We start from the raw sequence: 23,362 nt of genomic DNA, 5'->3' as shown, positions 1-23,362 counted from the left end.
GCCGGAGATCGGCCCGCCGCACTGCCAAGCGTACTTCGGTACGCGCCGCGCGGTGCACAAGGGCCGGGATCCGGCACGAGGACGCCCCGCAGCGTCGGCCCGTTCCGCCGTTCGGCAGAACGGCGGAACTCCTTACTCAACCGACATGACCACCGGGTACAGCGGCTGCTCGCCACGGTGCGCGTCGATCTCCAACTCGTCGTACGCCTCCTCGATGCGCGCCACGAGGGCGCCCAAGGCCGCGTCGTCCAAGTCCTCGCCGGCCAGGAGCGTGAGCGTGTCGGCCTCGTCGGCGTCCATGCGGGCCAGAAGGTCCATGACCACGTCCTCCACGGCCGAGCCCACGGCCTCGATGGAGCCGTCGGCGATGCCGATGACGTCCCCTTCGCGGATGGGGTTGTCGTGAGCATCCTTGGCGTCCTTGATGGCGCGCGTCACCTCGCCGGTGCGCACGTCGGCGTACGCCTCCGTCATGGCCTCCACGTTCTCCTCGAGGCTCGCGTCCTCGTCCAGGCCGAACAGCGCGGAGAACGCCTGCGGCACGCTCGTGGTGGGCACGACGGCGCACGGTTTGTCGGACAGGCCGCACGCGCTCTGAGCGGCCATGATGATGTTCTTGTTGTTCGGGAGGATGATCACGGCGTCCGCATTCACCTCGTTGGCGGCGTCCAGCAGATCCTTCGTCGAGGGGTTCATGGTCTGGCCGCCCGAGACCACCACGTCCACGCCCAGGCTCTTGAGGATCTTCGCGTTGCCCTCGCCCGCGGCCACGGCCACGAAGCCGATCGGCTTGCGCGCGGCCTCCCCCTCGGCCGCCAGCGCGTCGGTGCGAGCGGCGCTCTGCAGCTGCATGTTGTGGATGTGCACCTCGGCGATCTGGCCGCGCTCCAGCATGTAGGCGAGCACCTTGTCGGGCGTGTTCGTGTGCACGTGCACCTTGAAGTTGGGGTTCTGGCCCACCAGCAGCTCGCAGTCGCCCATGGTGCCCAGGAAATCCAGGCCCTCCTCCGCGTCCAGCGTGTCGGAGTTCACCAGGAACTCGGTGCAGTAGCGGTAAGCCGAGCCCTCCCAGTCGTTGATCTGCTCGATCTCCACCTTCGGGGCCGTACCCCGCGCGAAGGCCAGCTCGTCGCCCAGCGGGCCCTCCTTGCCGGTGAGAGCCGCGGCGAACGCGTCGAAGAAGATGGCCAGGCCGTAGCCGCCCGCGTCGACCACGCCGTTGTCCTTGAGAACGGGCAGCAGGTCGGGCGTGCGCTGCACCGACGCGTAGGCCTCGGCCACCACGGCCTCCAGCGCCTCGTCGGTGGAGAGCTTCTTCTTGCGGGCGCGCTTGGCGGCCGCCGCGCTGTCGCGCAGCACGGTGAGGATGGTGCCCTCCACCGGCTTGCGCACGGCCTGGAACGCCACGTCGACGGCATGGGAGAACGCGGAGTCGATGCTCTCGGCGTTCACGGCCTCGTGCCCGACGCTGCCCTCGCACAGGCCGCGCAGGATCTGCGACGTGATGACGCCGGAGTTGCCGCGCGCGCCCATGAGGGCGCCCGTGGTGATGGCCTTGCGGATCTCGGTGCCGCCGGCGCCGATGGGCAGGTTCGCCAGGTTCTCGACGACGGTTTCCAGCGTCAGCGACATGTTCGTGCCCGTGTCGCCGTCGGGCACGGGGAACACGTTCAGGCGGTTGATCTCGTCCTTGCGCTCGCTCAGCGTCTTGCTCGCGGCAGCTATGGCGTTGAGCAGGTCGTTCGCGGTATAGGATTCTGGCATGGTAGGTCTGTCTCTCTCTCGGCGGTAAACCCCGCGCCCCCTCGGCCGCCTCGGGGCGGGCCGCCCGCAGGCGCGGGGCTCGTCTCTATACGCTTCTCTTCGCGCGGCTACTTGCGCACCTTGACGCCCTGGACGTGCACCTCGACGCCGTCGATGGGCACGCGGGCGTACTCTTTCAGGGCGAACGTCACCTGGTCCACGAGGTTCTGCGACACGGTGTTGATGTTCGTGCCGTACTCTATGACCACGTAGAGCTCCACGTGGACGCCGGCATCGGTCGTGGTGACCACAACGCCGCGGCGCAGCCGGGACGTGGGCAGGATCTTCGCGATGCCGTCGGCCGCGGACGGGGCGGCCATGCCGACGACGCCGTAGCATTCGAGCGCAGCGTTGCCGACCATGTCGGCCAAGACGTCGTTGGCAACGTGCAGGTTGCCGGGTATCACAGTGCTCATGGCTCTTCCTTTCGAAGCGCGGGCGCGAATCCGCGCGGACGTACGCAGGCTATGGACGAAGTATACCGCATGGGCGAAACGCTGTGCGTCGGGCCTGTTCTGGGCGCCGTCCATACTACACGAAAAATTCTTGTAAGGCATTCGTTTTATGTGCTATAGTATGAAGGCTTTTTTGTCATCAACGGTATTTTAGCCGTGCGGAAACAAGACGAACCTGGAGTGATAACGATGTCTAAAGTTTGCGAAGTTTGCGGTAAGCATCCGGTTGCGGGACGCAACGTCAGCCACTCGCACCGCGTGACGAACCGCGTGTTCCGTCCGAACATTCAGAAGATCACCATCAAGGACAAGGAAGGCCGCGTCCGCAAGGCCAACGTGTGCACGAGCTGCATGAAGGCCGGCAAGGTCGAGCGCGCCTAACCGGTTCGTCTCCCGCCCTGCAAGCGAAAGCCCGCAACCGCGGGCTTTTTTGCGTTGGACGCCTTTTCCTCGCCTTCAGCCGCCCCCTCCCGGGGGGCGGCTGAAGAGGGGCCCATCCTACGGCCGGTAGACCACCTTCGCTGCCGGGCTCTCCCAGACGGCCACTTCCACAAGCGAGATATGCGCGGGAAACGTCTTCTCCAGCTCGTAGAACACCACACGGGCCAGGTGCTCGGCCGTGGGGTTGATCTCGTCGAAGGGCGGCACGTCGTTCAGGCAGCGGTGGTCGAAGTTCTCCAGCACGCCATGCAGGTCGCGCTTGACGTCCTTGAAGTCGTAGAGCATGCCCACCTCGTCGAGATGCTGCCCCGCGATGGTCGCCTCCACCTCCCAGGTATGTCCATGGAGATACTGGCAGGGGCCATCGTAGCCCGGCAGCGCATGGGCCGCGTCGAAATGGTCCTTCACCGTGAGCTCGTAGTGGCCCCCGCCCACGTGCAGGTGCATGCTGCCCGAAAGCTTGCCAGGGCCGTCGTAGGGGGCATTTCTCTGCACGGCGCAGGTTTCCTGCGCCGTATCCCGGTCGGGCTCCACGACTCCGCCTTCCACCGTCGGCCCCTCCATCACATGACCACCAGCAGGCGCTTGCAGTGCGGGCACGTGCCGAGCGGCGCCTCCGCCTTCAGGTCGATGAGGCGGCCGCCGTCGATGACGGTGCGGCACACGCCGCAGCGCCCCTCGGTAAGAAGGCCCACGGCCACGCCGCCCGTGCGGGAAGCCGTGCGGTTGTAGGTATCGCGCAGCTCGGGGGACAGCTCGGCGGACATGCCCTCGCGATCGGCGCTCATGCGCACGATCTCGGCCTGCAGCGCGCCGCCCTCCCGCTGGAACGACACGATGGCGGCGGCCTCCTGCTTATCGACCTCGGCGAGCGCTTGGGACACCTGGCTCTGCACGCCCTCGATCTTCGCCAGCTCCTCGCCCAGGCGCGTGAGCTCCACCTCCAGCGCGTTGCGGCGCTTCGCGAAGCCGTTGAGCTCCTTGGTGTGCGCCTCCACGTTGCGGTAGTTGCCGAGCGATCCGTCGATGGCCTCCTGCACCCGGCGCTGCTTCTCGGCCAGCTCGGCATCTTCGGCCTCGAGCTTCGCGGCCATGCCCTCGGCCCTGGCGCGCATCTCGGCCACCTGCTCGCGCTTCTGCTCGATGGTGCGCTTCTTCTGGCGCGCCGCAAGGATGGTCGCGCGCTGGGGCAGCTCCTCGAGCTTCTTCTTCGCCTTCATCAGGTCGAGGTCGATCTGCTGCATCCGCAGCAAGTTGGTCAGGTCGTCGGTCGTTGCTTGCATGTGCTTCCTTCTCTTCGTTCGGCGCTCGCGCGCCTAATCCCCCGACGCGCCTAGACGCGCGTCGTCTCCGGATACGACCAGTTGTCTCCCTGGTCGATGATGGTGATGAGCTCGCCGGGCACCCCCGCGCCCTCCACGGCCGCGGCCAGCACGGCCGCCAGCGGCAGCTCGCTCGTATCGTGCCCCAGCTCCACGATGGTCAGCCCCGCCTGGGAGAGCGCCAGGGCCTCATGGTACTTTATCTCGCCGCACACCAGGCAGTCCACCTGGTCGTGCAGCGCCGTGGCCGCCACGTCGCCCGCCGAGCCCGTCGTGGTCACCACGCGCTCCAGCTCGCGGGAGAAGTCGCCCCACACGCGCGGCTGGCGCGCGAACACCGAGGTGCAGCGTGCGGCCAGCTGCCCGAGCGTGAGCGGCCCGTCGCCCGCCCTCACGGTGCAGCGCTGGCCGTAGCCCTTGCGCTTCGAGGAGGCCAGCGGCACCTCCACGCTGCGGAACTGCAGGTTCAGCATGCCGGGCAGCACACGCTGGGCCTGCGCGCTCACGTCGAGCGCCGTGTGGTACGACAGCAGCGCCACGCCGCGCGCCACGGCGGCCCATACGAGCGCCCCGGGGTTCGCCGCCACCGAGGAGGCCGGCGAGAACGAGTCGGGCGGCTGCAAAAAGGCGGGATGGTGCGTCACGAGCACGTTCGCCCCCATCGAAGCGGCCTCCTCCATGGCGTCCACCGTGGGGTCGAGCGCCACGGCCACGCCCTCCACGAGGCGCGCCGGGTCGCCCACCGTCATGCCGGTGCGGTCCCACGCCTCGGCGTCGGCCGCCGGGAACTCCTTGAGCAGCGCGCGCTCCAGCGCGCCCACGGTCACGGTGGACGTCTGCCTCGAGAGCGGCCCCGAAGCCCGCTGGGCGAGGCCCTTCTGCACCTTGTCCTTCTTCGATCCAGCCATGTCGATCATCTTCCTTCCCGCACGTCGCCGACCATTTGCTTCACAGTATGAGGTCGATCTCGCGCCGGTCGCCCGTGGCGGTGGGAACCGTTACCGTTCGATAACCGCATTCGTACATCAGGCGGTAGGCCGCCTCCACGTCGCGCGCCACATGGTCGGGACGGTGCGCGTCGGTGCCCACGGTGCACGGCACGCCCGCGCGGCAGAACTGGCGCAGGAGCGCCGGCGCGGGGAACATCTCCTTGCAGGCGTAGTACGACCCCGACGTGTTCACCTCCACCATGCGCCCCGCGGCCGCGCACGCCTCGGCGGCCTGCTCGTAGAGCGGCGCCACGTCGAAGGTCGGGTAGTAGGCGAACTTCTTGGCCAGGTCGGGATGCGACATCACGTGGAACGGCACGTCCGAGGACACGGCGTCGCACCACAGCTCGAAGTAGCGGCGCCAGATGGCGTCGGGCGCGCCCGGCTCGTCCCAGCGGCCGCGCTGCGAGGGATCGTCGAAGGGCCAGGCGTCCACGAAATGCACCGAGCCCAGCACGAGCTGGAACGGGGCCAGGTCGTCGGCCGCGATGGTGCGGTCGTCGTCGGCTCCGAGCCAGTCCAGCTCGCAGCCCGCGATGATCTCGAGGCCCGGGTGCCGCTCGCGCGCCTCGCCGATCGCCGCCAGGTACTCCTCCATGCGCGCGGCCGGCATGGACAGGTAGTCCCGCGGGTCGAACGCCTTCGAGAGCGGGTAGTGCTCCGTCACGGCGAGGGTCGTGACGCCGGCCGCCTCGGCCGCGGTTGCGAGCTCCTCCACCGTGCCCTCGCCGTGCCCGCAGAACGAGGTGTGCGTGTGCGTGGTCACCAGCTCCATGTTCCCTAGCTCCAATCCAATACGCCGGCTACGGCCCCGAGGAAGGCATCGACGTCCTCCTCGGCCGTGCCGCGCCCCATCGATATGCGCAGCGCCCCGTGCGCGCGGTCGTCGTCGATACCGAGCGCATGCAGCACGTGGCTGGGCGCGAGCGAGTGCGACGAGCAGGCCGATCCGCCCGACACGCCGAACCCGCGCAGGTCGAAGCGCAGGATGAGCGTCTCGCTCTCCAGCCCGCGCACGAGCACGTGCACGATGTTCGGCAGGAATTCCACGCTGCCCGGAGCCACGTCCACCGTGGCCTCCACGGCGTCGTGGGCGGCCAATCCCGCATAGAGCCGGTCGCGCAGCGCGCTCAGGCGCGCCGCCTCCCGCTCCTGCAGGCCGCACGCCGCGTGGACCGCAGCGGCGAAGCCCGCGGCGCCGGCCACGTTCTGCGTGCCGCTGCGGCGCCCCGACTCCTGGCCGCCGCCGATCGCCTGCGGCTCGAAGGGGGTGCGAGCCCTCAGGTACAGCGCGCCCACGCCCTTGGGGCCGCCCACCTTGTGGGCCGAGAACGACGCGGCGTCCACGCCCCACGCCCCCACGTCCACGGGCGCCTTCCCGAGCGCCTGCACGGCATCGGTGTGGAAGAGCGCGCCCACGCCGTGCGCGGCGCGGGCCAGCGCCGCGATGGGCTGGATGCTCCCCACCTCGCTGTTCGCGGCCTGCACGCTCACGAGCACGGCGTCCTCGTCCAGCACGGCCTCGAGCGCGGCCGGCTCCACGAAGCCCTGGCGATTCGGCGCCAGGCGCGTCACGCGGAAGCCCTCGGCCTCGAGGCGCCTGGCGGGGGCGAGCACGGCGTCGTGCTCCACGGCCGTGGTCACGACATGCGGCACGAAGTCGCCGCCGCGGCGGCGGCGCTCGGCGGCGGCCGCGCGGGCAATGCCGAGCAGCGCCGCATCGTCGGCCTCGGTGGCACCCGACATGAGCACGATCTCGTCGGGCCGCGAGGCGCCCAGGTCGCGGGCGAGCGAGCGGCGCGCGTCCTCAAGGGCGGCGAATGCGGTGCGGCCGGGGGCGTGCAGCGAGTTCGCGTTGCCCCCCACGGCCAGGTTGGCGCGGCCCGGCACCTGGTAGGGCGCCATGGCCCGGGCGGCCTCCTCGCACAGCGGCGCCGTGGCGGCCCAGTCCAGGTAGACGTAGTCGTTCGCGTCGAAGGAAGGCATGCCGCCTACGCCTCCTTCCGTGCCGCGAGCGCGGCCAGGCGCGCTTCCTCGGCCGCCGCGGCGACCTCGGCGAGGGCGCGTGCGGGATCCTCGGCGGCGAACACGGCGTTGCCGCACACGAGCACGTCGGCCCCGGCCCCGGCCACGAGCGGCGCCGTGGCTTCGCCGATGCCGCCGTCCACTTGGATGAGCGGCGAGGCGCCCACGGAGCGTGCGAGCGCGGCCACGCGGGCCACCTTGTCCTCGCTTCTTTCGATGTAGCTCTGCCCGGAGAAACCAGGCTCCACGCTCATGACCAGCACCATGTCCACGTCGGAGATGACGGGCGCCAGCACGCCGGGCGCCGTGCGCGGCTTGAGGCTGACGGCCGCCTTGGCCCCGGCCGCATGGATGGAGGCCACGGCACGGGCGAGCCCGTCGGCGTCCAGGACCTCGGCATGCACGGTGACAAGGTCGGCGCCCGCATCGAGGAACCATGGCAGCTGCTCCAACGGGTTGTCTATCATAAGATGCACGTCGAGCGGCAGCGACGTGGCCTTCTTCAACTGCTTCACTATCGGCACGCCCATGGTGAGGTTCGGCACGAAGTGCCCGTCCATGACGTCGACGTGCACGTATCCCGCGCCCGCCTCCTCGATGAGGGCGATGTCGCGCCCGAGGTTCATGAAGTCGGCCGACAGGATGGACGGTGCGATCTTCACCGGTTCGAACATGAGGAACTCCTTATCCGGGCGTTGCAGGCTCTTTGACCGTCCCCATTCTAGCGCAACGCCCCGCGCCACCGCATGCCCGGCAGGGGGTACGCGAAGAAAACCACACGTGGGCGGCACGGCTAGCACCTGGAAGGACCGAGCGCACCGGCATTACCTCCTGCAAGGAATCGGCGATTGCGTGTCTCCCTGGTCGCCCGCGCCGCCGACGGGCAGTGCCGGCGGCGCGACGCAAGGCTATGGCAGAAGCAAGAGGCAGAAACCGGCCCCCATGCCGGCGGACACGAGGTTCAAGGCACCTTCGGGCACCTGCCGTAGAAAAGCGGCAAGCTTCGGGTGGACGACCCAGGTCATGAGCGTGGCTGCCGCACCGAACGCGAGGGCGTTCTGCAGGCACACCTGGCCCATGAAGTTGCAGAACATGTCGCTGTAGTCCCACAGCGGCAGCATGCCGTCGGGACCGGGCCGGTTCAGCACGAGGCCCATGGCCAGCTCGATGAGCGTGCACGCGAGCGTGTTCGTGGCGAAGCTCGCGAACAGCGGCGCGACACGGCCCCCGAAATGCCGCTCAAGGCGGTTCTTGACGGGGAACAGCACGAGCACGCAGGCTACAGCGCCGAAGCCGTACACGCAGAACGGGTAGAGCCAATCCGACCATATCTGGGAGCCCGGGTCATAGGTGCCGGGGATGAGCCCGAAGCGGATGAGCGTGCAATAGCCGATCTCCATCCAGTGCCCCGCCACGCTGAACACGCAGAAGTAGATGGCAAGGTCCCGCCAGAACGCCCAAGGCCCTCTCCGGCCGCAGCCGCACCGTCCCGGAGAACCGAGAATCCCCGAGACCGCCCGTATGCGCCGGGACAGCTTCGCCCGCGCTCCCGCCTCGACCGGCTGTCCGGAGGGAGACACGAGAGCCTCACTCCCCCGCCGCCAGCACGGCTGCAGGCGCTCGGCCGAGAGCAGCGCACGTAGGTACGAGGGTCGCTGCCAAGACGAGGGCGAATCCTGCGAACGAGACGACGAGCCCCTCGCCGAACGCGAGGTTCGCGAACAGGGGCAGTCCCACCGCGCAGGCGATAACGGCATTGGACGCAACCACGACCGCAGCCCCCACGAACGTGGCGGTGACGGCGTGGATGAGCGCCTCGCACACGGCGGCCCCCAGCAGCGTTCCCGGCCGTGCGCCGCTCGCGACGAGCAGGGCCACGTCGCGAGTGCGCGTCTTCGACGACATGACCACGCTCACTGCCGCGCCCACGGCGCACAGGAGGATGGGGCCGCCGAGCAGCAGGATGGCCGAGGTGAAGTCGAGCGAAGCGTTGAGGGTCGAGCCCTGCTGCCGTATGACGGCCGTCAATGAGCTGCTAAGCGAAAAGATCCCGGCCACCAGCCCGAACCCCACCATTATGGGCGTCTCCACCGACGTGCTGGCCAAAAGGCCGAAGCGCGCGGTGTGCCGCGCCAGGCACCAGGCGCACGAGCGACCCTGCGGAACGAGCGAGGTCCAAACCCCCAGCAGGGAGGAGAAGACCACGGGAGCCACCGGAACGAGCGTGGCCGCCATGAAGAGCGGAAGGAACAGCGAATTGCCCAAAGCGTCCAGGTCTTTCCCGAGCAGGGAGGCGGCAAACTGCCCTGTGCCGAAAGCCAACCCCGCGAACAGCAGGACGCGCAGCCACGTCATGCCCTTCCGCGCCGGCTCCGGTTCGCGCAGCGCGTCGAGAGGCGGCGTCCTCCCCGCGCTGCGGGCTCCCTTCGAACCCCCGACGAGGAACACGCACGCCACCGCAAGCCACACCGCGGGCATGAACGGCAGCCCTGCGTCGGGAACCACGTGGTCGATAGGCTGGTACTGGGGCGAGCTGAACACGAGCGGGAACAATGGGGCGAACGAGACGGCCTCGATGAGCGTGCCGGCCACCGCGCCCAGCATCGCTACCACGGCCAGCTGCGCTAGCACCGCCGCGGTCACCCGGCGCGGACCCACGTTCGCCAACTGCCAGAGCGCGTAGCTTCGACGCTGCGCCGCGACCGTCAGGCCCGCCGCCGACACGAGCACCGCCACCGCCGCGACCGAGGAGAACACGAGCACCGATGCCGCGAGCGATTCCGTGTTCGGGTACGTTCTCGCCGTGGCCATCAGCGACGCCGCGAAGCCGCCGATGAAGCCGCAGGCCACGGCCACCAGAAACGCGCCCGTCCACGTGGCGGCATGGTCGCGCAGGTCGCAGAGCACAAGCCGGATCATCGTGCCGCCTCCAGCGCCTCGAGGATCTCCGCCGGGGCGGAGCGTCCCAGCTCACGCAGCACCCGGCCGTCCTTCAGCACGAGGACGCGGTCGGCCAGCGAAGCAGCCTCCAGGTCGTGGGTCACCATCACCACCGAGTGCTGCGGGTCGTCGGCGATGCCACGCAGCATGCCCAGCACCTCGCGGCCGTTGCGCGAGTCCAGCGCGCCGGTGGGCTCGTCGGCGAAGATCACGTCGGCCCCGCCCGCGAGCGCGCGGGCGATGGCCACGCGCTGCTGCTCGCCGCCCGACATATCCGCGGGCCGGCTCCTCGCGCGTCCTTCCAGCCCCACGCTTGCGAGCACGGCGGCCGTCTGCTCCGTCGTGAGCGGACGGCCCGCAAGGCGCGCGGGCAGCGACACGTTCTCCCCCGCGCTCAGCGAGGGCACGAGGTTGTACGACTGGAAGATGAAGCCCACGTGGTCGCGACGCGTCTTGAACAGCGCGGTGCGGCTTGCGCGCACGACCTGCCGGCCCATCACCTCTATGGAGCCGGCGTCGGCCGATTCCAGCCCCGACAGGCAGTACAGCAGCGTCGACTTCCCCGAGCCGCTGGGCCCCACGATGCCGACCATCTCGCCGGGCTCGACGCGCAGGCTGACGCCGCGCAGCACGTCGACGACCCGCCGCCTGCTCCCCCTCCCCGCGCTGAACGATTTCCTGACCTCGCGTGCTACTACGGTGGCACGCGTGCGCTCTCCTACAGCATTCATGCGTTCTCCTTTGGATTTTGGCATCATCGACCAGGGCGAAGGAGCCTTCGCCTTGGGTTGAACCATATGAACGAGCGGTTTGGAATGGCGTGCGAGACGCCTTAGCGGCTGCTCCGCGAGGAACGGAACGCCTTGATCGCGGCGCACACGATGCCGCCGACGGGCCACGCCAGCAGGAAGAAGGCCGCCGCGGGCGTGAACGCCAGCACGAGGCCGACCGCCGTCGCCACGCACATGACGGCAGCGTAGGTGCCGCTCTCGCGCTTCGCACGGCGGGCGCGCTCGGCGAGGTCGTCGTCCATGGCCTCGATCTGCTCCTCGCTCACGCCTCCGAGCGATCTGCGGTTGTAGCGCGCGAGGTTGCAGCGCGAGCCCAGCAGGCAGCTGCGCACGATGACGAACACGCCAGCCGCGGCGCAGGCGAAGAACACCGCGCTTGCGAGCCACACGTCCGCTTGCAGCACGATGGTCGCAGCCATCCCCGCCAAGACGAGGGCGATGCCCGCCACGAGGCCCGTCGAAAGGGTCGTTCGGGCTTGGATTTTCTGGTCGGCCGTGTAGAAGTCGTCGACGAAGGGGTGCGCCTTGCGGAACGCGCTGCGCTCGAACGACGCGGGAAGGACGAGCGCGAGCCCGGCGGCCGCGCCGACGAACACGAGCACGGTTGCGAAGTTCCGCACCTCAAGCATCGGCATGAGCGCGGGATCGGACAGCAGCAGCGCCAGCGCGGCGCCCAGGATGATGACGGCGATGCCGAGCGGGAGCTTCCACGCGAACGTGCGCATGGCCTGGTCGTAGCCGGTCACGTCCTGCGGCTTCCCCGCCGGCACGCTGGCCGCCTCGGCGGCCGGGCGCGCGGTCAGGTCGCCGCACACCAGCTCGTCGAGCGTGCATTCGAACAGGGCGCACATGCGCAGCAGCTTGTCCATTTCCGGGTACGCGCGCTCGGCCTCCCATTTCGACACCGATTGGCGGCTGACGCCTAGCAGCATGGCAAGCTGCTCCTGCGTCATGTTGCGCGTGGCGCGCAGATGTTGCATGTTGTCGCGAAAGCTCATAGACCCGTCCTTCGTTCGTGCGATCGATGAACCTATCATGCAGGCGCCCCGGTGCCCGCTCAACCAACTTGCGGCTTCTTTTTTGCGGCGCCCCTGACAACTTCCGGTATCGAAACGCAGGTCAAGGCCAAGTATACCGCAGCTACGGAAATTTCCCGCCGTGCGGACGCGGGAGGGAGCGCGTCCTGTTGCCGCACGCCCCCCGAAGGTGACGCCTTGATGCAGAAGGGACCACCGGCGCGCCGCGAGGACCGCGCGCGCATTATAATGGAGACCGTCCACGACCGAGAGAAGGTGCGCCATGACCGGCCCCGCCCCCACCTACTTCGCCTACCGCACGCCGCTCGGGCACGTGACCATCGCCTCGGACGGGCGGGCGCTCACGGCCCTCGCGTTCGGCGAGCGCGAGCTGGAGGGCCGCAAGCTCGCCACCGAGCTCACGAACCGCGCCGCCAACCAGTTGCAGGAATACCTCGCCGGCAAGCGTCGCGCGTTCGACCTGCCGCTCGCCCCCGCCGGCACGGAGTTCCAGCGACGCGTGTGGGAGGCCCTGCGCGAGGTGCCCTACGGCGAGGCGCGCTCCTACAGCGACCTAGCGGCAGCCATCGGCAGCCCTCGCTCGTGCCGGGCCGTGGGCAGCGCCTGCAACAAGAACCCGCTGCCCGTCATCGTGCCCAGCCACCGCGTGATCGGCGCAAACGGGGCCCCCTCGGGGCACGGCGACGACGCGAAGGCCAAGGCGTACCTGCTGGACCTGGAACGACGCACCCTACGGGCCGAGGCGCAGGCGAAGGAGCCGACGGCGCGCGCCTGAGGGGGAGGACGCGGGGCCCGACGCCCGCTCCCAGGCGGAGGACCGTTCAGAACCGCATGAGCCGGGTCGCGGTGCAGAGAAGCCGCGCAGCCGAAGCGTCGAGGCGATGGCGCGGGGGGCGGCCCGCACGCCATCGCCTATAATCGTCACGTGCGCCGTGCGGACACGCCCCGCGCACGGCCCCTGCGCACCCGACCCCCAAGGAGAACCTGTTCCATGAGCGTCTACACCGGCAACATCGTGTTCGGCCTTGTGACCTTCCCGCTGATCGCCTTCGCCATCACGCTGCCCTATATGGTCTACCAGTACCGCAAGTTCGGCTCCATCCCCTGGCTGCGCACGCTCGTCGTGTACTCGTTCGTGTTCTATATGCTCGTGGCCTATTACATGGTCATCCTGCCGCTGCCGGAGAACCGCTCGGCCGTGGTGCCCTATGCGGCGCACCCGCAGCTCGTGCCGTTCCACTTCGTCCAGCTCATCGCGGACAGCTCCACGGCCTCGCTCGCGGACCCCTCCACCTGGCCGGGCCTGCTGCGCAACCCCAACGTCTACGAGGCCCTCTTCAACGTGCTGCTGCTGGTGCCCCTGGGAATGTACCTGCGCTACTACTTCAGGCGCACGTGGTGGCAGACGCTGCTCATCGGGTTCGCCACCACGCTGTTCTACGAAACCTCGCAGATCACGGGCTTGTGGGGCCTTTACGTGCACCCGTACCGCCTGTTCGACGTGGACGACCTCATGCTGAACACGCTCGGCGCCATGGTGGGCTTCTGGGCGGTGGGGCCCGCGATGCGCGTGCTGCCCGACATGCGGCTCGTGAACATGGAGGCGCGCGAGGAGGGGCTGCGCGCCAGCGTCACCCGGCGCGCGTTGTCGTTTCTGGTCGATATGCTAGCGTCCCAGGCGGCGGCCGGTCTCTTCGCCAGCGTTTTCAGGATGCTGGGAGCGCAGGCTGCCGTCGAGGCCGCAGGCGGTAGCTGGGACGCGGCGGTGTGGGGCATAGAGCTGGCCTCGCTCGCCGTGCTCTTCGCTATCGTGCCGGCGCTCACCCGCGGACAGACGCTCGGTCAAAAGCTGTTGAAGCTGCGCATCGTGCGCCCCGACGCCTCGCCGGCGCGTTGGTACCAACCTGCGGCGCGCTACGGCCTGCTGCTCCTGTTCGCCTGGGTGCCGTTCGCCCTGTTGTCGGGCATCGTGGGCCTGGACACGGACCGAATGGGCGAGATGGGTGCGCTCGCGGCATTCGCAGCACGACACCAAGCGGGCATCATCTGGATCTGGCTCGCGTTCATGGCCGCCTGGGCCGTGTCGCTCGGCGTGCGCGCCGTGCGCGCGGCGGCGCTGAAGCGTCCGTTCGTCATGCTCAACGGCGTGCTGTCGAACACGCGGGTCATGACCGTGGCCGGCGTCGAGGTCGCACGGGAGCGCCGGGCCGTGATGGACGTGGCCGAGGTGGCCGCTCTCGAGCGCCGCATCGCCGAGGACGGCACGCCGCTCGCCACGCTCATGGAGCACGCGGGAGCCGCCGTTGCCGACGAGGTGCGCGCCTGGGTGCCCGACCCCTCCCCCGTCGTGGTGCTCGCCGGTTCGGGAAACAACGGCGGCGACGGCTGGGTGTGCGCCCGCTCGCTGGCCGAGGCGGGTTACCCCGTGACGCTCGTGGCGCCCGATTTGGCCGAGCGCCTGCATGCCGAGCCGGCGCGCACAACGGCGCTCGCGGCGTTCTCCGACGCGGCGGCGCGCGACCTGCCGCTCTCGGTGCTCATCGCGCCCGACGCCGACGTGCTGGCAGATGCCGTCGACCGGGCCGAGGCCGTGGTGGACGCGCTCTTGGGCACCGGCTTCAGCGGCGACGAGGTTCGCGAGCCGTATGCAAGCTGGATACGCGCTGCCAACCGCCGTCGCTTCGAGGGCGCGCGTGGCAAGGGACGCGGCCGCCACCGCAAGCGCACGCACGAGCGCGGGGAGCACGAACGGCCCCGGCGCTCGCTGCCCGCGAAGGCGAAGGGGGCGCCCTTCGCCGTGGCCGTGGACGTGCCGAGCGGCCTTGCGGCCCAAACCGGCACCGCGGCACGGCCGACGTTCGCCGCCGACCTGACCGTGACCATGCTCGCGTTCAAACCCGGCTTGGTAGAGCCTGCCGCCGCGCCCTGGACCGGCGCCGTGAAGCTGGCGAAGCTCGGCACGGACGTACCCGCCCTGCGGGACGAGCTGCGCCGCAGGGCGGCCGGCGACGGGGCGGGAGCCGATGCGGGGGCCTAGCGGCCGCGCCTAGCCCTCCACCTTGTACACGTAGAGCCCAGCCAGGGAGCCGTCTTCGTAGAAGCTCACATTGAACTGGGCTTTCTGGTTCTCGTAATCGGCGCGCTGGACGACGGTGGCGGCCGACCGGCCGCCTGGCTCGCTCTGGCCGTACCTCACGTCTGCGAAGCCCTCGAACGAGCCGAACTGGTCGAGGGCGCCGCCCAGGCCTTGCTCCAGCTTCTCGGCGGTCGCGTTCCCGTCGTCCCAACGGGCAGCCACCTCGTCGAAATCGCGCGCATTCACCAGCTCGATGATCTCGCGCGCCTGCTCGGTGACGGCAGCCTCGTCCGCCCACGCCGGCAGCCCCTCCCGGTAGTTCTCGTCCGAGGCGCTCGACCCGCAGCCCGCCAAGCACAGCACGGCCAGCGCAGCCATGAGCGCTGCCGCTGCCAGCATCCTCTTCTTCATAAAGTCGCTCCTTCCACGACAAGGCACCTAGCTGAGGCGGAATCCGACGAGCCTGCCGTCCTCGGCGATGCCGACGGAGTAGACCAGGTCGTCGTTCTCGCAATGCGCCTGCTGGACCACGATGGCCGCCATGCCGTCCGCGCCCCCGTCGTAGTGCGCGAAGGACACGTCGCCGTACGATTCGAAGCCGCCGACGTCCTCGGCCGCCCGGGCAGCCTTCTCGAAATCCGAGGCAGCCGGCGCAGGATCGCCGAACAGCGACGCCAAGCCCTCGTAGTCACCCGCAACGAACAGGTCTATCGCGTCGCGCGCCTGCGCGGTGACGGCGGCCTCGTCCGCCCACGCCGGCAGCCCCTCGACATCCTCCTGGGCCTCCTGGGCCTCCCGGCCCTCCGTATCCCCCGAGCCGCAGCCCGCCAGGCCGAACATCAGCGTCACGGCTGCCAGCAAGGCGACAATCAGAAGCCTTTTCCTCATGGAGCATCCCTCTCCCTCCGAGCCCAGCCGGAAACCCCGGCCATTCCCGCTATCTGCGTTCTCCGCCCGATCATTCCCAAAGGATATCAGAAACGCATCCCGTCTGCGCAAAAAGACCCTCCTCCGGATGGGGGGTCCGGAGGAGGGCCATGCAGTACGCACTGAGGAGAAGGGGAAGGTGCGCATGCTTCACGTGCCCGTCGAAGGTTTGAGAGAGAGGGGGGTTCACACGAGAGACGAGACGACGGGTCACTCGAATAGGTTGTCTTCTACTTGCTGTTCCTGCCCGACTCCAGCTCCTCTTGGGTGCCGGTGTCGTTGCGTATGGACGATCCCATGAGATCGTCGGCCACGCTTTTGTCGATGCCCAGCTCGGCCATCATGCCCTCAACTTCGCCCACGCCTTCCGCCAGGTGCCCGGCCTCGGCCGGGTCGAGGTACTGGAGCAGTGCGAGCAGCTCACCCATGTGCTCCTTCTCCTCGTCGGCGATGTCCAGGAACACCTTGCGCGCCACCTCGTCATCGGTGGCCGCCGCATGCGCCTCGTAGAGCATCTGGGCCTCCAGCTCGCCGGTCAGCTCCACGCGCACAGCCTGCACGAGCTCCTGCTTCGTCATCGTGCGCGGAACGTTCGCGACGAACGGGTTTGCTAGCTCGGGCATGGCGTGCTCCTTCTCGATGCGGTCCGCTGCCGTTTCCGGAGCGGAGGGGGTCGTCGTTTCGGACAAGAGGTACCTTAAGCCACCACGGCACGTCCCGCAACGCGATTCCCCCGACGGTAAGCCCCCGGTCATCGCGTTGTCACCGCCCCGTTAGATAAAGCGCACCCTCGCGCTCATAGAAAAGGCGGAGCAGGGACGGGGATCCCGCATGCCCTGCCCGGGCAGTACGGCGTGCAGCGCAGGGCGCGCCCCTTCCGCAAGGTGCGAGGCACGCTCGAGGGGCAGGCGGCGCACGCCGCGCCGCCTCGAAAAGGAGGCGGCATGCAACCGGCTGGTAAACCTCGCGCCCACCGCGAGCCCCGCGCCCAGGAGAATGCCCCCAGCTGCACGAGGCAAGGAAACCGCCCCGCCTGCGCTATACTTGACGGCAATGCAACCGAATCGAGAGGGGCGGGACGAACATGGAATGGGATGCGGAACTCTACGACGGGCAGCACGGCTACGTGGGGGCGTACGGCACGGCGCTCGTGCAGCTCGTGTGCGACGAGGCCGCCCGGCGCGGCGAGGGTGCGGAGCGCCTGCGCATCCTCGACGTGGGCTGCGGCACGGGGGCGCACCTGGACGCGCTCGCCGAGATCGGCCCCGTCACCGGCATCGACTCCTCGCCCGAGATGCTGGAGAAGGCGCGCGGCGGCCATCCCGACGCCACCCTCGTCGAGGCCGATGCCTGCGCCTTGCCGTTCGAGGGCGCATTCGACGTGGTGTTCTCCAACGCCGTGTTCCACTGGGTGCCCGACCAGGTGGCGCTCCTCAAGAGCGTGGCGGGCGTGCTCGACGACGGCGGCCTGCTCGTGGCCGAGATGGGCGCCCACGGCAACATCGCGCGCATCGAGGAGGGCTACACCCAAGCCCTGCGCAAGCACAGCGGCGATTACTCGGGACGGTTCTGCTTCCCAAGGGAGGGGGCATACCGCCGCCTGCTGGGCATCGCCGGCTTCGAGGTCGAGCTGATGGAGGCGTTCGACCGCCCCACCCCGCTCCCCGACGGGAGGGAGGGCCTGCGCCGGTTCGCCGAGCAATTCTTCGCGAAGAGCCTAAACCTGTACCGCGAGGACGAGCGCGCCGCCATCCTCGACGATCTGGAGCAGGCCTGCGAGGACGACCTCTGGGATGATGGGGCCGGCTGCTGGGTCGCCGACTACCGCCGGCTGCGCTTCACCGCCCGCAAGGTCCGCTCCGTCCGCGGCGCCGGCGGCATGGCCCAGTTGAGCGTTCTTGGCTCGTAAAGACCCGACGACTCTCGAACTCCCTGGTTGACGTAGCAAGTCAGCGAGGCCGGCCGTGGGGCCCGAGATCGCGGCGATGGCTGCGTTCCGTCGGCCGGCAGGCCGACGGAACCCTAGAGCCCGTAGAACTCGGTGGTGAGGGGCCGGCTCGTGAGCGTCTTGGCCACGTCGCGAGGATCGGCGCCCTCCCACACCACGCTGCGCACGACATCGGTGATGGGCAGCTCCACACCGGTTGCGTCGGCCAGGGTCTTGAGCGTCCGGCAGGCCAGCGCGCCCTCCACCACCATGTGCGTGCGCTCCGTGAACCCCTCGAGCGTGTCGCCCTCGGCCAAAAGCCTGCCGAAGCGGCGGTTGCGCGAGTGCTCGGAGGTGCAGGTGGCCACGAGGTCGCCCGTGCCCGCCAGCCCCATGCAGGTGAGCGCCTGGCCGCCGCAGCGCACAACGAGGCGGCTCATCTCGGCGATCCCGCGTGTCATGAGCATGGCGGCGGTGTTGTCGCCGAACCCCATTCCGTAGGACACGCCCACCGCGATGGCGATGACGTTCTTGAAGGCGGCGCACAGCTCCACGCCTACCACGTCGTCGCTCGCGTACGTGCGGAAGGTCTCGGAGGCGAACAGCTCCTGGAAGAATGCCGCCGTCCCCGCGTCGGGGCTGGCTACCACGGTGCCCGACGGGATGCCGCGTATCACCTCGGCTGCGAAGTTAGGGCCGGAGAGAACGGCCAGGCGAGCCGCGTTGCCCATCTCCGCCTCGAACACCTCCACCGGCAGAAGGCCGCTGCCCTCCTCGACGCCCTTCGAGCAGACTATCGCCGGAAAGTCTTCGCCCACGAGGCCGGCCAGCCGGTCCGCCACGTCGCGCATGATGCTCGAAGGCGTGACGATCACGGCGGCGCTGGCGCCCTCCAGCACGTCCTCATACGCGGAAGCGGCCGCGATGCGCCCGGACAGCGTGACATCGCTCAGGTAGCGCGGGTTGCGGTGGTCGGCGTTGATCGCCGCCGCCACTTCGGGCTTGCGCGCCCACAGCCCCACGTCGTGCCCGTTGCCGGCCAGCACCTGCGCCAGCGCCGTTCCCCATGACCCCGCCCCGATAACCGCGATCTTCATCCTGCGCCTACGCTTTCTTCTTGTCGCCTATCCTGCTCTCGGTGCCGTCGCGCAATCGCTTGATGTTCCCACGGTGCGCCCACACCACCGTCAGCCCCGCCAGCGTGCACAGGGCGACGGCGATCCAGTCGCCCCAGAAGTAGTACAGCGAGAAGAACGGGCAGGATAGCGCCGCAGCTATCGAGCCGATGGACACGCGCTTCGTGGCCACCACCAGCACGATGAATATGAGCAGTTCCAGGCAGGCGCCCACCCAGCCGAACGTGACGAACAGGCAGCCCACGGCCACCGCGATGCCCTTGCCGCCCTTGAAGCCCAGCCAGGGGCTGAAGATATGCCCCCACACGCAGCCGAGGAACGCTACGGCGAGCATGGTGTCGTAGCTGACGAGCGCGCCGGGCACCAGCCCCCCGCCCGGCAGGAACTGCCAGCTGAACCACCAGGCCAGCACGCCCGAGAGCAGGCCCTTGCCGAAGTCGAGCACGAACACGGCGTAGCCGCCCACCTTGCCCATCGTGCGGATGGCGTTCGTGGTGCCGATGTTGCCCGAGCCATGCTCGCGCAAATCGGTATGGTAGAACACCTTCGAGATGATGAGGCCCCACGGGACGGAGCCCAGGAGGAATGCCGCGACGAACAGCGCGGCCGCAACCAGCAGATCCTGCATCGTACCCCTTAGTCCTTCTTCTTGAACTTCAGCTTCACCGGCGTGCCCACGAGGTCGAACCCCTCGCGCAGGCGATTCTCCAAAAAGCGCTCGTAGTTGTCCGTGACCAGGTCGGGCCGGTTCACGAAGAACGTGAAGTACGGCGGGCACGTGCCCGTCTGCGTCACGTACTTCATGCGCAGCACGGCCTTGCCGTTGCTCACCGTGTGCCCCGTCTCGCGGATGCCCGAGAGCCACGTGTTCAGCTTGTTCGTGGGGATGGTCTGGCTGAAGTTCTCGTACGCCTTGTCGATGGCCTCCCAGATGCGGTCGACCTTCTTGCCCGTGAGGGCCGAGATGGCCACGACCGGCGCATAGCCCACGAACGTCATGCGATCGGCAATGCGCTCGCGTATGTCGGCCTTGGCCTCTGGGCCCTCCACCAGGTCCCACTTGTTCAGCACGATGACCATGGCGCAGCCGCGCTCGGCCGCATAGCCCGCCACGCGCTGGTCCTGGTCGGTCAGGCCGAGCGTGGAGTCTATGACGAGCAGCGCCACGTCGGCGCGGTCGATGGCGCGCATGGCGCGCACGAAGCCGTAGTACTCCACGTCCTGGTCGATCTGGCTCTTGCGGCGCAGGCCCGCCGTGTCAACGATGGTATAGAGGGTGCCGTCGTGCTCGACGGCCGTGTCGATGGCGTCGCGCGTGGTGCCCGCAACGTCGGACACGATGGAGCGGTCGCCCTTCGTCATCTTGTTCGTGAGCGACGACTTGCCGGCGTTCGGACGGCCGATGATGGCGACGTTGATGGAGGGCTCTTCCTCCTCGTCGGCGGGCACCTCCGCGCGGCGCAGCTCATCCACCACGGCGTCGAGCAGGTCTCCCGTGCCGTGGCCGTGCGTGGAGGACACCGGCCAGGGATCGCCCACCCCCAGCTGGTAGAACTCCCACAGCTCGTCGGTGCGGTTCGGGGTGTCCATCTTGTTCACCACCAAGAACACCGGCTTGCCCGCCTTGCGGAGGATGCGGGCGACGGCCTCGTCGTCGGCGTTGATGCCGGTCTTGCCGTCCACGATGAATATGACGACGTCGGCCTCGTTCGCGCCGGCGATGGCCTGCGCGCGGATGGAGCCTTGGAAGGCGTCGTCGTCGCCCATCTCGATACCGCCGGTGTCGACGAGCTTGAACTCGACGCCGTTCCAGTCGGCCTCATGGTACGAGCGGTCGCGCGTGACGCCGCGCATCTCGTGGACGATGGCCTCGTCGGCCTGGGCTATGCGGTTCACGAAGGTGGACTTGCCGACGTTCGGCCGTCCGACCACCGCGACGAGTGGCAGGGGCATGATGGCACCTCACAGGTTGGTTCGGTCAGGGGCCGGGCTCTCGCGCCCGGCCAAGTCGACGATCTCCCGCAGGAAATCGGACGCGTTACAGGATACCACGGCAAGGGGAGCGCCCGCGTCCTTTTCCATATCCTCCAAACTCATGTCATCGAGCGTCACCGAATCGTCGTTGAATATGACGCGCGGCAGGAGGAACAGGGTGCGCGTTTCGTCGTCCTGGCGCGCGGCCCCGCGCACGGCCGCCACTATGTCGCAGCCGCAGAGGAGCCCCGTCACGTCGACGTTGCCGCCGAAGAACTCGTTTTTCACGTAGAGGGGTCCGAGCACGCCGGCGAGGGGGCTCGCCGCCACGAGCGGCCCCAGGAAGTGCCGCGTGGCGCAGCCGACCACATAGCGCGCCCGTATCCCGGCCGCACGCAGCGCGTCCGCAGCGCGCGCGGGCAGACCCGCGGCTGCGGCCTGCCCCCAGTCGTCCACGAACGAGCGGATGATGCCCACGCCGTCCTCGAACATGCCGAAGTCGCCGTAGTGCTCCGCCGGTGGCAGGTTCTCCAGCAGCGCAGGGCCGTAGGCATTGTGGTAGAACTCGTCGGCCGCGAAGGCCCACATCGTGCCGCGCTCGGCGAGCGCGCGCTCTTGGAAGGGCACGATGCGCTCCATCGCCGCGCGGGCGGCGGCCGGGTCGTTGAAGCTGCGGCTGAAGCGGGTCTGGTGCTTCGTGAACCCAAGCGGCACGATGCACACGTCCAGAACGCCCGGCCGCGCGTAGGCCCACTCGAGCGTCTCGGCCAGCACGTCGCCGTCGTTCTCGTCGGGCATGAGCACGATCTGCGCGTGGAACTCGATGCCCGCGGCCAGCAGCCGGTCGAGCGCGTCCAGCCCGTGGGCCGCGTGGCGGCCGATGATGCGGCGGCGCACCTCGGGGTTCGAGGCGTGCAGCGACACGCGCAAAGGCGAGATGCGCTGCTCGAGGATGCGCGCCTCGTCGGCGGCCGAGAGGTTCGTGAACGTGACGAACGTGCCCGAGAGGAAGCTCAGGCGGAAGTCGTCGTCGCGCAGCGTGAGCGAGGGCCGCACGTCGCCCGGCAGCTGGCGCATGAAGCAGAACGTGCAGGCGTTGCGGCACTGCTTGACGCCGTCGAACACGACGCCCTCGAACTCGAGGCCCCAGTCCTCGCCGGGCTCGCGCTCGAGCTCCACGACGCCCGCCTCGCCGTCGAGGTCGATGTAGCCGAGCTCGATCACATCGTCTGATGCGAGCCACCGCCAGTCGATAAGGTCGCGCACGGGACGCCCGTCCACGCTGGTCACGGAGCAGCCCGGCTCGAACCCCGCATCGTCGGCGGGGCTTAGGGGCGCAACCGCTCGCACGAGCGCCCGCGGTGGTACGTCCTCACCGGCCGCCGTGCATGCTGCGCGTTCAATGTCCTTGGAGGGATAGGTGCTCATGAAAGGGCCTTCGCTCTATCGAGGAGATTCTCCGCATTATGCCTCATTGAAACTCAATCCAAACCCGGCGCCATGCAAAAATACAGCCACGTCTTTCGTCAATACAATCAAAAGTCGACCATCTCGTATCCGAGGTGCGAGAGCAGCTCGCGCGGCGTGAACTTGGGCGCGCAGGCGTCTTTGAACGCCGCCTCGTCGCGCGAGACGATGACTTCCACCTGCTCAGCCCGAGCGCACGCGGAGATGATCCCGTCCTCGTAATCGGGACGTTCGAGCGAAACCGCATTCTTGCACACCGGACCGTCTACAACTGCCACGTCGGCGATGTCGAACAGCATGCTCAGGGCTCGATAGCCCGCCTCGGCACCGGCCGACCTCTCTGCCCAATAGAACACGTCTTTCACCGACGTGCCCACAACGAATATCTGCGCGCCCTCCTCGACGCACGCCATAACGGAGCCGAGCGAGTCCTCGAAGAAGTCCGGCCGCTTGAGCGCGATATCCACCCACACGTTCGTATCCACGAGCACGCTATTCATATCGGCTTCTATACATCGCGTGCATCTCCGCGTCCGTCATGTTCGAGCACGCTCCCTCCGCGATGCCTGCAAACGCCTTGAGGGCGGCTTTCTTTCGATCGCGTCCATCCTGGCGATCGATTTCAGCGCGAAGAAAATCAGGGAGCTCCCTTGTGCTCGCCATATGCGCCCACAAGGATCGCACTGCCGTCGAGGTGCTCACTCCGTTGTCGCGCAGCACACGGTCGCCGCGCTCCTTGAGCGTCTCATCGATACGTATGTTGAGCGTCGCCTGCATGCTCCTCCTTCGCCGTCCCATGCATCTTAGCATATGCATTACCGTAATGCAACAATCGAAGCAACAGGTTGCCAAGCAACCGGGCATCCCCCTAGGACCCCCCAACGCGCAGCAGGCCCCCGGGCCGTGTCGGTCCGGGGGCCTGCAGAAGACAAAAGCATCCTCCGCGAGCGCGACGCCCTATCCTCCCACGGACTGACTCCGCAGTACTTTCGGCGATGGCGGGCTTAACTTCCGAGTTCGGAATGGGATCGGGTGATCCCCGCCTCCATGGT

Annotated in this window: 25 protein-coding genes and 1 rRNA gene; 4 read left to right on the top strand and 22 right to left on the bottom strand. The window is 68.7% G+C overall.

The window, feature by feature from the left end; all coding sequences use genetic code 11:
- Positions 1-132: 132 nt before the first annotated feature.
- Positions 133-1,764: a DAK2 domain-containing protein gene (locus LB310_RS15080; RefSeq protein ID WP_096228405.1), complete on the bottom strand. Its 1,632-nt coding sequence runs from the start codon at positions 1,762-1,764 to the stop codon at positions 133-135.
- A 107-nt stretch (positions 1,765-1,871) separates the two neighbouring features.
- Positions 1,872-2,219: an Asp23/Gls24 family envelope stress response protein gene (locus LB310_RS15075; RefSeq protein ID WP_015538882.1), complete on the bottom strand. Its 348-nt coding sequence runs from the start codon at positions 2,217-2,219 to the stop codon at positions 1,872-1,874.
- A gap of 228 nt (positions 2,220-2,447) precedes the next feature.
- Here LB310_RS15075 and rpmB point away from each other — a divergent pair, with 228 nt between their 5' ends.
- Positions 2,448-2,639, top strand: coding sequence for a 50S ribosomal protein L28 (gene rpmB, locus LB310_RS15070; RefSeq protein WP_041240000.1), 192 nt, complete (start codon positions 2,448-2,450; stop codon positions 2,637-2,639).
- A 117-nt stretch (positions 2,640-2,756) separates the two neighbouring features.
- Here the strand turns inward: rpmB and queD are convergent, their stop codons facing one another.
- The 10 genes from queD to LB310_RS15020 form a co-directional block, all read right to left on the bottom strand.
- A complete protein-coding gene (gene queD / locus LB310_RS15065; RefSeq protein ID WP_278805420.1) occupies positions 2,757-3,248 on the bottom strand; it encodes a 6-carboxytetrahydropterin synthase QueD in 492 nt (163 codons plus the stop codon).
- A gap of 14 nt (positions 3,249-3,262) precedes the next feature.
- Positions 3,263-3,982 (bottom strand): zinc ribbon domain-containing protein, encoded by a 720-nt coding sequence (locus LB310_RS15060; RefSeq protein ID WP_301155331.1) that lies wholly within the window; start codon positions 3,980-3,982, stop codon positions 3,263-3,265.
- A gap of 50 nt (positions 3,983-4,032) precedes the next feature.
- The gene (locus LB310_RS15055; protein ID WP_301155330.1) at positions 4,033-4,929 is read right to left on the bottom strand and encodes a Nif3-like dinuclear metal center hexameric protein; all 897 of its coding nucleotides are present in this window, start codon (positions 4,927-4,929) and stop codon (positions 4,033-4,035) included.
- A 40-nt stretch (positions 4,930-4,969) separates the two neighbouring features.
- Positions 4,970-5,785: a histidinol-phosphatase HisJ family protein gene (locus LB310_RS15050; protein ID WP_087192156.1), complete on the bottom strand. Its 816-nt coding sequence runs from the start codon at positions 5,783-5,785 to the stop codon at positions 4,970-4,972.
- A 5-nt stretch (positions 5,786-5,790) separates the two neighbouring features.
- On the bottom strand, positions 5,791-6,996 hold the full coding sequence (locus tag LB310_RS15045) for a cysteine desulfurase family protein (protein ID WP_301155329.1): 1,206 nt from the start codon (positions 6,994-6,996) through the stop codon (positions 5,791-5,793).
- A gap of 5 nt (positions 6,997-7,001) precedes the next feature.
- Positions 7,002-7,709, bottom strand: a complete 708-nt coding sequence (gene rpe, locus LB310_RS15040) for a ribulose-phosphate 3-epimerase (RefSeq protein WP_301155328.1) — start codon at positions 7,707-7,709, stop codon at positions 7,002-7,004.
- 234 nt (positions 7,710-7,943) lie between these two features.
- Entirely contained in the window at positions 7,944-8,615 is a 672-nt protein-coding gene (locus LB310_RS15035) for a putative ABC transporter permease (protein WP_301155327.1), read from the bottom strand.
- A 7-nt stretch (positions 8,616-8,622) separates the two neighbouring features.
- A complete protein-coding gene (locus LB310_RS15030; RefSeq protein ID WP_301155326.1) occupies positions 8,623-9,954 on the bottom strand; it encodes an FtsX-like permease family protein in 1,332 nt (443 codons plus the stop codon).
- Positions 9,951-10,706: an ABC transporter ATP-binding protein gene (locus LB310_RS15025; RefSeq protein WP_301155325.1), complete on the bottom strand. Its 756-nt coding sequence runs from the start codon at positions 10,704-10,706 to the stop codon at positions 9,951-9,953. Before LB310_RS15025 ends, LB310_RS15030 begins: the two co-directional genes overlap by 4 nt.
- 101 nt (positions 10,707-10,807) lie before the next feature.
- Entirely contained in the window at positions 10,808-11,764 is a 957-nt protein-coding gene (locus LB310_RS15020) for a helix-turn-helix transcriptional regulator (protein ID WP_301155324.1), read from the bottom strand.
- Between the two features lie 301 nt (positions 11,765-12,065).
- Between LB310_RS15020 and LB310_RS15015 the strand changes: the two genes are divergently transcribed.
- Both LB310_RS15015 and LB310_RS15010 read left to right on the top strand, forming a co-directional pair.
- Positions 12,066-12,578 (top strand): methylated-DNA--[protein]-cysteine S-methyltransferase, encoded by a 513-nt coding sequence (locus tag LB310_RS15015; protein ID WP_087192162.1) that lies wholly within the window; start codon positions 12,066-12,068, stop codon positions 12,576-12,578.
- Positions 12,579-12,794: 216 nt separating this feature from the next.
- Complete coding sequence (locus LB310_RS15010; protein WP_278805412.1) at positions 12,795-14,840, top strand: NAD(P)H-hydrate epimerase; 2,046 nt, start codon at positions 12,795-12,797, stop codon at positions 14,838-14,840.
- Positions 14,841-14,849: 9 nt separating this feature from the next.
- On the opposite strand, the gene LB310_RS15005 is transcribed toward LB310_RS15010, so the two are convergent.
- The 3 genes from LB310_RS15005 to LB310_RS14995 form a co-directional block, all read right to left on the bottom strand.
- Positions 14,850-15,290: a DUF3887 domain-containing protein gene (locus LB310_RS15005; protein ID WP_087192164.1), complete on the bottom strand. Its 441-nt coding sequence runs from the start codon at positions 15,288-15,290 to the stop codon at positions 14,850-14,852.
- A gap of 27 nt (positions 15,291-15,317) precedes the next feature.
- Positions 15,318-15,767, bottom strand: coding sequence for a hypothetical protein (locus tag LB310_RS15000; RefSeq protein ID WP_278805411.1), 450 nt, complete (start codon positions 15,765-15,767; stop codon positions 15,318-15,320).
- Between the two features lie 269 nt (positions 15,768-16,036).
- Complete coding sequence (locus LB310_RS14995) at positions 16,037-16,429, bottom strand: demethoxyubiquinone hydroxylase family protein (RefSeq protein WP_087192166.1); 393 nt, start codon at positions 16,427-16,429, stop codon at positions 16,037-16,039.
- A gap of 461 nt (positions 16,430-16,890) precedes the next feature.
- Between LB310_RS14995 and LB310_RS14990 the strand changes: the two genes are divergently transcribed.
- Positions 16,891-17,715, top strand: a complete 825-nt coding sequence (locus LB310_RS14990) for a class I SAM-dependent methyltransferase (RefSeq protein WP_301155323.1) — start codon at positions 16,891-16,893, stop codon at positions 17,713-17,715.
- Between the two features lie 113 nt (positions 17,716-17,828).
- Here the strand turns inward: LB310_RS14990 and LB310_RS14985 are convergent, their stop codons facing one another.
- The 7 genes from LB310_RS14985 to rrf all read right to left on the bottom strand — a co-directional run.
- Complete coding sequence (locus LB310_RS14985) at positions 17,829-18,830, bottom strand: NAD(P)H-dependent glycerol-3-phosphate dehydrogenase (RefSeq protein ID WP_278805409.1); 1,002 nt, start codon at positions 18,828-18,830, stop codon at positions 17,829-17,831.
- 7 nt (positions 18,831-18,837) lie between these two features.
- Positions 18,838-19,497 carry a glycerol-3-phosphate 1-O-acyltransferase PlsY gene (plsY, locus tag LB310_RS14980; RefSeq protein ID WP_087192169.1) on the bottom strand — a complete coding sequence of 220 codons (660 nt, stop codon included), beginning with the start codon at positions 19,495-19,497 and terminating at the stop codon, positions 18,838-18,840.
- An 8-nt stretch (positions 19,498-19,505) separates the two neighbouring features.
- Positions 19,506-20,822, bottom strand: coding sequence for a ribosome biogenesis GTPase Der (der, locus tag LB310_RS14975; RefSeq protein WP_087192170.1), 1,317 nt, complete (start codon positions 20,820-20,822; stop codon positions 19,506-19,508).
- Between the two features lie 9 nt (positions 20,823-20,831).
- Positions 20,832-22,271 carry a DUF512 domain-containing protein gene (locus tag LB310_RS14970; RefSeq protein WP_301155322.1) on the bottom strand — a complete coding sequence of 480 codons (1,440 nt, stop codon included), beginning with the start codon at positions 22,269-22,271 and terminating at the stop codon, positions 20,832-20,834.
- A 107-nt stretch (positions 22,272-22,378) separates the two neighbouring features.
- On the bottom strand, positions 22,379-22,810 hold the full coding sequence (locus tag LB310_RS14965) for a PIN domain-containing protein (RefSeq protein ID WP_087192172.1): 432 nt from the start codon (positions 22,808-22,810) through the stop codon (positions 22,379-22,381).
- The gene (locus tag LB310_RS14960) at positions 22,803-23,087 is read right to left on the bottom strand and encodes a type II toxin-antitoxin system RelB/DinJ family antitoxin (protein WP_162457467.1); all 285 of its coding nucleotides are present in this window, start codon (positions 23,085-23,087) and stop codon (positions 22,803-22,805) included. Before LB310_RS14960 ends, LB310_RS14965 begins: the two co-directional genes overlap by 8 nt.
- Positions 23,088-23,254: 167 nt before the next feature.
- Positions 23,255-23,362, bottom strand: a 5S ribosomal RNA gene (rrf, locus tag LB310_RS14955); the annotation flags it as partial.

This window comes from Gordonibacter sp. RACS_AR49 (assembly GCF_030418435.1).
Lineage (GTDB): Bacteria > Actinomycetota > Coriobacteriia > Coriobacteriales > Eggerthellaceae > Gordonibacter > Gordonibacter urolithinfaciens.
Note: the sequence above shows the minus strand (reverse complement) of the source record. Positions and strands in the feature narration are given on the sequence as shown.